Annotated in this window: 5 protein-coding genes; 3 read left to right on the forward strand and 2 right to left on the reverse strand. The window is 48.6% G+C overall.

Annotated elements, in window-relative coordinates; all coding sequences use genetic code 11:
• Positions 1-5: 5 nt before the first annotated feature.
• Positions 6-275: a YciI family protein gene (locus tag QUB56_RS28065; RefSeq protein ID WP_332959576.1), complete on the reverse strand. Its 270-nt coding sequence runs from the start codon at positions 273-275 to the stop codon at positions 6-8.
• 161 nt (positions 276-436) lie between these two features.
• Here QUB56_RS28065 and QUB56_RS28070 point away from each other — a divergent pair, with 161 nt between their 5' ends.
• A complete protein-coding gene (locus QUB56_RS28070; protein ID WP_332959578.1) occupies positions 437-1,009 on the forward strand; it encodes a Uma2 family endonuclease in 573 nt (190 codons plus the stop codon).
• Positions 1,010-1,267: 258 nt separating this feature from the next.
• Here QUB56_RS28070 and pheT read toward each other — a convergent pair whose 3' ends face one another.
• Positions 1,268-3,712, reverse strand: coding sequence for a phenylalanine--tRNA ligase subunit beta (pheT, locus tag QUB56_RS28075; RefSeq protein ID WP_332959580.1), 2,445 nt, complete (start codon positions 3,710-3,712; stop codon positions 1,268-1,270).
• A 533-nt stretch (positions 3,713-4,245) separates the two neighbouring features.
• Here pheT and QUB56_RS28080 point away from each other — a divergent pair.
• Together QUB56_RS28080 and QUB56_RS28085 are read left to right on the forward strand one after the other, a co-directional pair.
• Positions 4,246-5,886, forward strand: coding sequence for a serine/threonine-protein kinase (locus QUB56_RS28080; protein WP_332959582.1), 1,641 nt, complete (start codon positions 4,246-4,248; stop codon positions 5,884-5,886).
• 258 nt (positions 5,887-6,144) lie between these two features.
• On the forward strand, positions 6,145-9,342 hold the full coding sequence (locus QUB56_RS28085; RefSeq protein ID WP_332959584.1) for an MASE1 domain-containing protein: 3,198 nt from the start codon (positions 6,145-6,147) through the stop codon (positions 9,340-9,342).
• Positions 9,343-9,450: the final 108 nt, after the last annotated feature.

The following is a 9,450-nucleotide window of genomic DNA, read 5'->3' on the forward strand; positions in this document are numbered from 1 at the left end:
TCCCTTCAAAAAGCTTGAATCCACTCTTTCACGTCGTACTCAGTCCAAACCTTATTTACCCAATAAGGATCGGCTTCCACCAATTGTCGCACAGCCGCCTCATCTTCTGCTTCGTAAATTGCAAAAACTTTAGTTAAGTCTTTTGTGGGCCCGATCGTAATTAATACTCCCGATTCCTTCTGCTTAGCCAATCCGGCTAAATGAGCGTCTCGAAATGGAGCGCGCACTTCGAGAACGTCTTCGCAGTAACTTCCCCACATCACATATTTGGTCACGGTTTTGAGCCTTCGATGAATTTGTGTAAAAGTTATTGTACAATACGAGTAACAGGATTTAACGAAAATTTTAATGATTAAGATTAATTAACCGCAGAGGGCGCTGAGGGCGCACAGGAAGAGGGGAAAGAGAGATGTTTGTTAGATAGGAGAAGATTGCTATGACTTTATTAGACATTCGTTTGTTGACGGTTCAAGAATATCACCGCATGGCGGAAATTGGGATTCTTGACGAAGATGAACGAGTAGAATTACTGGCAGGACAGATAGTAAAGATGGCAGCCAAAGGAACAGCCCACGGTGCGGCGATTGCGCGCACGAAGATATTACTGGATAACCGTTTAGGAGAGCAGATTTTTGTGCGACTGCAAGACCCTGTTCGGCTCAATAATTACTCTGAACCAGAACCCGATATTTCTGTAGTCATACCCGATCCACTTTACTATGAAGACCACCATCCAACTCCCTCAGAAATTTATCTGATTATTGAGGTTGCTGATACTACGCTGAGAACAGATTGCGGGATTAAAGCGACTATTTATGCTCAGTCTGGAATTGCTGATTATTGGGTTTTGGATGTTAATAATCGGCAACTCCACGTTTTTCGAGATCCGAGTCAGGATGGTTATCAAAGTCGGGTGATTCTCGGGGATGATGCGAGCATTTCTCCTTTGCAGTTTCCAGATTTTTCCTTTATGGTTCGGGATATGTTGCGGCCCTTGGTGTCAATTTAAGGCTTTTTCCCTGAGTCCGGCAGGGGTTGAAACCCCCGCCTCAAAGCTGAAGTCCTCTCAAGAGGACTGAAGAGTTTATGAGTTAGCAATTATGCACTTTAGACGGTTTTATTGCAAAAATTTAAGATTCTTCGCTTTGCTCAAAATGGCAAATTTACTTTGTAATCCGTAAGTTTTGTTAGTCCTCTTGAGAGGACTTTAGCTTTGGGCCAGGGAATTCATTCCCTGGCGGTTTCCATTGGTGACTGACGGCCTATTTTAGCTTCTCAAACTAACGCCGAATTTCTCAACTAGGATATCGCGAACTTTTTGTTGGGCGGGTTCGACATCGGTTTCGCTTAATGTTCGATCGCCCGCGCGGTAATTTAACCGAAAAGCCAAACTCCGCTGTCCCGCCGGCACGTTGTCGCCCCGATATTCGTCGAACAATTCCACGGAATCCAGCAAACTACCGGCTGCCTTTTTCATGGCACTCTGCATCTCAACAACCGGAACTTCAACTGGTGCGAAAAAAGCAATGTCTCTGTCTGAAGCGGGGAAACTCGAATAAGCCGCGAATTTGCGAGTTAAGTTGCTCGATCGCCCTAATCCACCCAAGAGCACCGCTAAATCTAATTGAAACACGTACACCTGTTCCGGCAAACCCTTTTCCTGCTGCAATTGCGGGTGCAACTGTCCGAACACTCCTAAATGTTGCCCTTTTAACGATAAGGCAGCGGTGCGGCCCGGATGCAAGCGCGTATTAGAGGAATCGCTTTGATATTCCACCGACAAACCCAACTCCTGAAACACGCTTTCCAAAACCCCCTTGGCTTCAAACCAAGTCAAAGGTCGATCGCGCCCCGACTGCTGCCATTTCCACACAGTCGGATCGCCGCCGATAATCCCGGCAACTGCATCGGCTTCCTTCTTTACATCCCCATCTTTCCAGAAAATGCGGCCGACTTCAAAACCGTTTAGTGCGCCATTTCCCTGTTCCAAATTGTACTGGAAAGCATCAATCAAACCCGAGAGCATTTCTGTCCGTAAAGCCGAATACTCCACAAACAGCGGATTCGCCAGCACAACCTGATTGTCTCCCTCAGTTTTCACTAAAGAATAGTGCATCAACTCGGTCAAACCGGCCGCCCGAAAAGCCGATCGCACATTCCGAATTGCCGCATATTCCGGCGACAAATAACCGGGTTCCGTTTTGCTGGGCAAAGTATCGCAGAAATTGTCGTAGCCGTGGAGTCTGGCCACTTCTTCAATTAAGTCAATTTCCCTTTCTAAATCGCGGTAGCGGTAAGGAGGAACAGTTATCGCAAACACCCGTTCTTTTTCCGTTGGAACAACTTCGCATCCCAAGGCTGTGAGAATATTTTTTACCTCTTCCGGTTCCAGATATTTAGAACCCCCCGTTTTTCCTCTTTTCAACTGGCCCAAAACCAGATTTACTCGGTCTAAACGCAATTCGAGCGATCGGCTAAAACTCAAATCATCGCCCGAACTCGCCGTTTTCTGCACCGTCGCAGTGCCTCCAGCCAACTCCAAAATTAGGGCGACAGCGCGGTTGCAGGCCGTCGTCAAGGCCGCCTGATTCACCCCCCGTTCGTAGCGGATCGATGCCTCGCTGCGCAGGCCTTGAGCGCGGGCAGAACGGCGAATCGTTGCCTGGTCAAAAATCGCTGCTTCTAAAACTAAATTTTGCGTTTCTTCGTGAACTTCCGTATCTTCGCCGCCCATTACCCCAGCTAAGGCAACGGGTTTGTCGCTAGCAGTAATTAACAGATTTTGTGCTTGCAAATTGCGGTTTTGTCCGTCCAAAGTTTTGAAGGATTCGCCTGATGCAGCAAAGCGGACGCCGATGCTGATATCTTGAGTACCGGTGAAAGATTGCAGGCGATCGCGATCGAAAGCGTGCAGCGGTTGTCCCCATTCCAGCAAAATGTAATTAGTTACGTCAACTACATTATTAATCGGCCGCACTCCCGCCGCCTGCAACCGCTGCTGCAACCAAGCTGGAGAAGCAGCAATTTTCACACCTTCAATTGCCGTGCCGATGTAAATCGGGCAGGCTTGCGCTTGGGATATTTCTACTGCCAAACCAGGACTTTCTTTGCCCTCAATCGCAACACCATTCGCTTCGGGAATTCTCAACCTCGCGCCAGTCAGCGCCGCCACTTCCCGCGCTACACCCACCATGCTCAAAGCGTCAGCACGGTTGGCAGTTGCTGTCAAGTCTAAAATCACGTCGTCTAAACCCAAAAGCGGGCGAATATCGCTGCCCAATTCGGGATTTTCTAACTCGAAAATGTGAATTCCGGCTGATTCTTTAGCCAGTCCCAATTCTGCCAGAGAGCAAATCATTCCTTCGGAAGGAACGCCCCGCAATTTAGCAGGTTTAATCTTTAAATCAATAGTCGGCAGAAAAGTTCCGACAACAGCGACAGGCACGTAAATGTCGGCTCTAGCGTTGGGTGCGCCGCAAACTATATTCAAAGCTTGTGAAGAGCCGACATCCACTTGACAAATTCTCAATTTGTCTGCATTCGGATGCTGTTCGCAGGCGATGATTTTGCCCAAAACTACGCCGCTTGCCCAAGGGCGGCGGTCTTCGATATCTTCGACTTCAAACCCGGCCATTGTCAGGGTTTCGGCTAATTCTTCCGGGGAGAGCGACACATCCACCAATTCCCGCAGCCAGTTTAGAGAAATACGCATAATTTAGTCAGTAGTTAGTTGTCCGCGATCGTTAGTTATTACTCATTAGTCTGCGCCGACCGGCTTCGACTGTGCAGTCACAGAATTTATTCGGTCAAGCCTTTCCTACCATAAAAGGTTCAATTTGTCAATACCTTTATGGTATAGATAAGAAAAAACGAGCGATCGGCCTAAAGGTTTATCACTGCTGGGGGATGAGTAACATTCTCATTCTCTGAATGAGGTATGCTAGAGACATCTAACAGCGGAAAAATCATCTAAGTGTAGAAAGACTTTACACAAAAAACGACAACTTTAGCAAGTCTTTAAACTATCTTCAAGGATAATCAACGGCAAAAACTCGCAGCAGCGAGATAATAAAAATAGGGAAAAGATATCTGCCTAAAAGACTTAGGTGCAATTCCAATTCGCAACCGGACGCACGGGCCGCCTGCAACTGATAGATTAGTATTTCTAGCAGAAGCAGGAACAGGCAATTTGTGCAGTCGAGCGACGCTGGCAAAATCAGAAAAACATAGGCAAACTCAATCAATATGAGCTACTGCGTAAATCCGGGCTGTGCCCATCCTCAAAACCCTGCTGACTCTATTCTCCAGTGTCAGACGTGCGGTGCGCGGTTATTGCTGCGCGCTCGCTACCGAGTCATGGAACCCTTAGGACAAGGAGGTTTTGGAGCTACATTTCTGGCAAAAGACATCTCATTGCCGGGTCAACCAAGTTGCGTGGTCAAGCAACTGCGACCCAGTAGTTTGTCGCCGCGAGTTTTAGAAATGGCGCGGGAATTATTCAAGCGAGAGGCGAAAACCCTCGGCCAACTGGGCGACCACCCGCAAGTACCGAGGCTGCTAGACTATTTTGAAACCGATCAGCAATTTTACTTAGTTCAAGAGTATGTTAAAGGCTCGACTTTGAAACAAGAAGTCAAGCAGTCAGGCCGTTTCAATGAAGCGGACGTTAAAAATTTTCTATTAGAAATTCTGCCAGTAGTGCAATATATCCACAGCCAAGGAGTAATTCACCGAGACATCAAACCCGCAAATATTATTCGCCGAGTTCAAGACAGCCACTTAGTTCTGATTGACTTCGGAGCGGTAAAAGACCAAGTTAGCCAAACAATATTATTAGATCCCAACGACCCCAACGACTCCAGCGCCAACACGAAATTTTCAGTCGGCACATTTAGTTTCGCTCCTCCCGAACAAATGGCGCTGCGGCCGATATTTGCCAGCGACATCTACGCCGTGGGCATGACTTGCTTGTACTTGCTCACAGGAAAGTCGCCCAAGGATTTAGATTTTGATGGAGTAACCGGCGAAATTGTTTGGCAGCCCCACGTTCAGGTGAGTCCATATTTTGGGCGGATTCTCGAAAAAATGCTCAAGCCGATGGTTGGCCACCGCTTCCAATCGGCCGCAGATGTCCTCAGAGCTCTCTCGGGCGAATTTGAAGACCCAAGTCTTATCGATGGCTTGGCAACTCAATTCAACGGCTCGAATGGTACGGTTGAAGAACCGACGATATTTAATGACGCGGGTTCTTCGTGGTCACCGCCTCATAACAAATTCAATCAAGATTTACGCTCGAACCACACCCGCATTGGTAGAACTTCCTTGAGCCAATCCGGGAACACGGGGATGCAGCCGAGAGTTTCCCGAACTCTGGCTGAGTCTGGCAGAAGTTTCGGGACGGTTGGAAATTCTACGGGCAGTTTACCAGCGTCAAAGATACCGAAAGTTGCTCCTAAGTGGGACACCAACAGCTTGCGAGCGGCATATTTTAAAGGCAAGCGCGATTTTGCTGGCTGCGAACTGTCTGGCCTGCAGCTGCAAAAATTGCAGTTAGCGGGGGTGAATTTTTATGAGGCTAAGTTGGTGAAGGCAAATTTGCAAGCAGCGGATTTGTCGGGGGCGAATTTGGGTCACGCCCGGTTAATTAAGGCGAATTTGCGAGATGCTAACTTGACTGATGCTTATTGCAGCACTGCCAATTTTGAAGGCGCGGATTTCCGAGGTGCTGACTTGACGGGGGCTTATTTGGCTAAGGCGAATTTGCGGGGAGCAAATTTGTGCGGGGCGAATCTTACTAACGCTACAGTTTCTGAGGAACAATTGGCAATGGCAAAGACCAATTGGCTTACTGTTAAGCCGGATGGCAAGCGGAGTTTTGGATTTTAAAATGTCATTGGTCAGTAGTCAGCAGTCATTAGTCATTGGTCAGTAGTCAGTAGTCAGCGGGTAGCTGCTACGAATAACAACAGTCAGCAGTCAGCAGTCAACAGTCAACAGTCAGCAGTCAACAGTCAGCAGTCAACAGTCAACAGTCAACAGTCAACTCCCCACTCGCCCAGTCAGGTGAGTCGCCAGGAGGAAGCGCGATCGCCGAGGAGCCGCCTAAATTAAAAACTAGGAATGGAGGATTCTCTTACACAAAAAATGAAACTGCTCAACCGTCGCACTCGAACGCTTCTGTACACCGGCATCCTGGCGCTGGCCTACTTTGTTACCGGAAAACTCGCAGCGTCGATGCTGGGACTGGTGAAAGCCGAACCCTCCCCCGTGTGGCTGCCCGCCGGTATTGCTCTAGCGGCACTGCTACTGCAAGGGCGGCGGATGTGGCCTGGAATTGCCCTCGGTTCGGTGCTGTTAAACTTTACCGCCGGTATACCGTCCCCCGTCATTGTCACATCAGCCTTTAGCGTCACGCTGCAAGCGCTGGCTGGGGAGGCTGTGCTCACCCGGAGCGGATTTTCTACCAAACTCGCAAGATTGCGAGATGTTCTGGGTTTGGTGGCGGGCGCTGTCATTGGGTCTACTTTCCTCGGCTCTACCCTCGGCAACTTGGGCACGTGCATTTTTGGTGGGGATCAGTGGAGCAATTTTTCTCGGAACTGGTGGACTACGTGGCTCGGAGACGGGATGGGAATTTTGATTGTGACGCCAGTGCTGCTGACTTTGAACCACGCAGTTAACAGTTTTAAATTTCCACTAAAACTGAGATGTTTCATTATTCTCAATTACTTGTTTAGGAACAGGCAAGATGCCTGTTCCACAAGAGATGGATTTTATTGTGGAACAGGCAAGATGCCTGTGATTGATAAGGGTGTAAAATGTGAGATAAAACTTGGGATTATTTCAAGAGTAAAAGCATTTTTTAAGTGGGTAAATTCCCAATTACAAATTCCAAGTTACAAATTCCAAGTTACGACTTATCGAAGCACAGTTTCTGCAAATGAAAACCGCTATAATCTTCTATTTTTAATTATTAATTATTCAGAAATAGCGCTCTGGCTGACTCTATTGCTGAGCGTTAGCTGGCTGGTTTTTTGCTCAAAAACACAGGCGGCGAGCGCTCTGTATCCGCTGGAGTATCTGCCTTTTCCTCTGATAGTTTGGGCCGCCCTGCGGTTTCAACCGCCGGGAGCGATTTTTGCTTATTCGATCGTGTCTTGCATCGCGATTTGGGGAGCGGTGCAGGGAGGCGGCCCGTTTTTGGCCAAAAGCGATAATCTCAAACAAGCGGTGTTATTTTTACAAGCTTTTACCGGTACGATCGCCCTTGTGGCTCTGATGTTGGCCGCGGCCGTAGCAGAACGCCAGCAAGCGCTGGTGGAGGTGCGCCGCACGGCCGCCATGCTGCGCGATCGCGAAGCTAGTTTAGCCAACGCTCAGCGCATCGCTCAGTTGGGAAATTGGGATTTAAATGGCGCCGCCCTCACAGCAACTGACAACGGCGAAGAATCCGCAGAACATCATATATCCAATATCGAATTGCGGTGGTCAAACGAACTTTACCGCCTCTTGGGTTTTACTCCTGGAACTGTCAAACCGACACCATCCGTTTTTTTGCAGGCCGTACATCCAGAAGACCGAGAATTGGTGGCGCGATCGCAGCGCCAAGCTATGTTGGAGCACAAACCCTATTGCATTAACTACCGAATTGTGCTGGCAGACGGCTCCGAACGCACTGTCTGCGAACAGTCGGCAATTCACTCAGGGGCGATCGCCGCCACAGTACAAGACGTTACCGAACGCCACCGCGCGTTCGTGGCTTTGCGCGCTTCCTCCGATCGCGATCGCTTGCTCTCAGAAATCGCCCTGCGAATTCGCAACTCCCTCGACCTCGAAGAAATTCTCAACACTACTGTTGCCGAAGTCCGGCAATTTTTCAAGGCAGACCGCGCTTTCATCGGTATTATGGACGCGGACGGGGTACATCTTCCTAGCCCGGTATACGGTAAGGTTGTGGCCGAGTCTGTGGGTGCCCAATGCCCTTCTCTTTTGGGGTGGGTACTCGCTGACGAGAATCACCTCGAAAACCAGAAAACTTTTTATGCTAACAACCGCGTCCGAGCTATCTCCGATACTGCTAGCGTTCAACTGAGCGTTCCACTTGCCCAATTGTACAGCGACTATCAAATTAGAGCGACGTTAAATGTGCCGATCGTCCTGGGCGATGAATTGTTCGGGATCTTGGCCGTCAACCAGTGCTCGGGGTCCCGCCAGTGGCAGGAATTTGAAATTGATTTGTTGGAAAAACTCGCTACCCAAGTGGCGATCGCTCTCCAGCAAGCCCAACTTTTGCAGCAGGTGAAAGCTCTCAATGCCAACTTGGAATCTCAAGTGGAAGAACGCACCCGCCAACTACAGCAAAAAATGCACGAACTGGAAGAAATCAATTGCCTCAAAGACCTATTGTTGCACGCAGTTTCTCACAATCTCCGCACTCCTGTTATGGGAATGTTAATACTGCTGAAAAATTTGCTCAACAAATCGCCCTCTGACTCTCTACAGGATATTCCAGTTTCTCGATCGATTTTGCAGCGCATCGTTGGGGCCAGCGAACACCAGTTGACTATGGTTAATGCCCTGCTCGACGCTCACGCTAGCGAGGTCAAAGGTATTGTTCTCAATACTGTACCGCTGCATTTGCAGTCTTTAACTTCAGCGATTGTGGCCAGTTTAGAACCGATGCTGGAAAAAAATCAAGCAACTTTGACTCAGGAAATCCCGGCGGATTTGCCACAAGTCAATGCCGACAGCAAACCCTTGCAGCGTGTGCTGGAAAGTCTGTTGACTAATGCTATTAAACACAATCCTCCGGGAGTCCATATAACTTTTAAAGCTGAGGTAATTGAAGTTGAAAAAGTGCTACGTTATGAAGAAAATTCACAGGCCTTAACATCGCTAAATAATCCGATCGCCCGCTATATCCCTAACCTCGCCTCTGCTGCGGGCGATCGTCCTAGGATGTGCGAGACCACCCAGAAAAATCAGGAAACCAGGGCCAAATTTCACCTCGACGGCAGTTGCAAAATGCCCCGCTATCAAGGTCAAATTGGGAATATCGGCAGCAAAGTGCCCGGAGTCACCGTAAAAATGGTTCGCTGTACTGTAATAGATAATGGAGTGGGAATCAGCGCCAAACAGCGGGAATCTCTGTTTGAACTTTACGTTCCAGACCCTAATAGCCGACAATTAACAGGGCTGGGTTTGGGACTGTACCTGTCCAAGCAAATTATCAAAGCTCACGGTGGTGAAATCGGCGTCGAAAGCACTCCCGGAGGTGGCTCGACTTTCTGGTTTTCGCTACCTGCTGTCAACTCGGACGATCGATCTTCCTCAATTCTTTAATCTAAAATCTAAAATCTAAAATCTAAAATGGATGGAGTGGGAATCAGCGCCAAACAGCGGGAATCTCTGTTTGAACTTTACGTTCCAGACCCTAATAGCCGACAATTA

Origin of the sequence: Microcoleus sp. AR_TQ3_B6, from assembly GCF_036702785.1 — a bacterium.
Lineage (GTDB): Bacteria > Cyanobacteriota > Cyanobacteriia > Cyanobacteriales > Microcoleaceae > Microcoleus.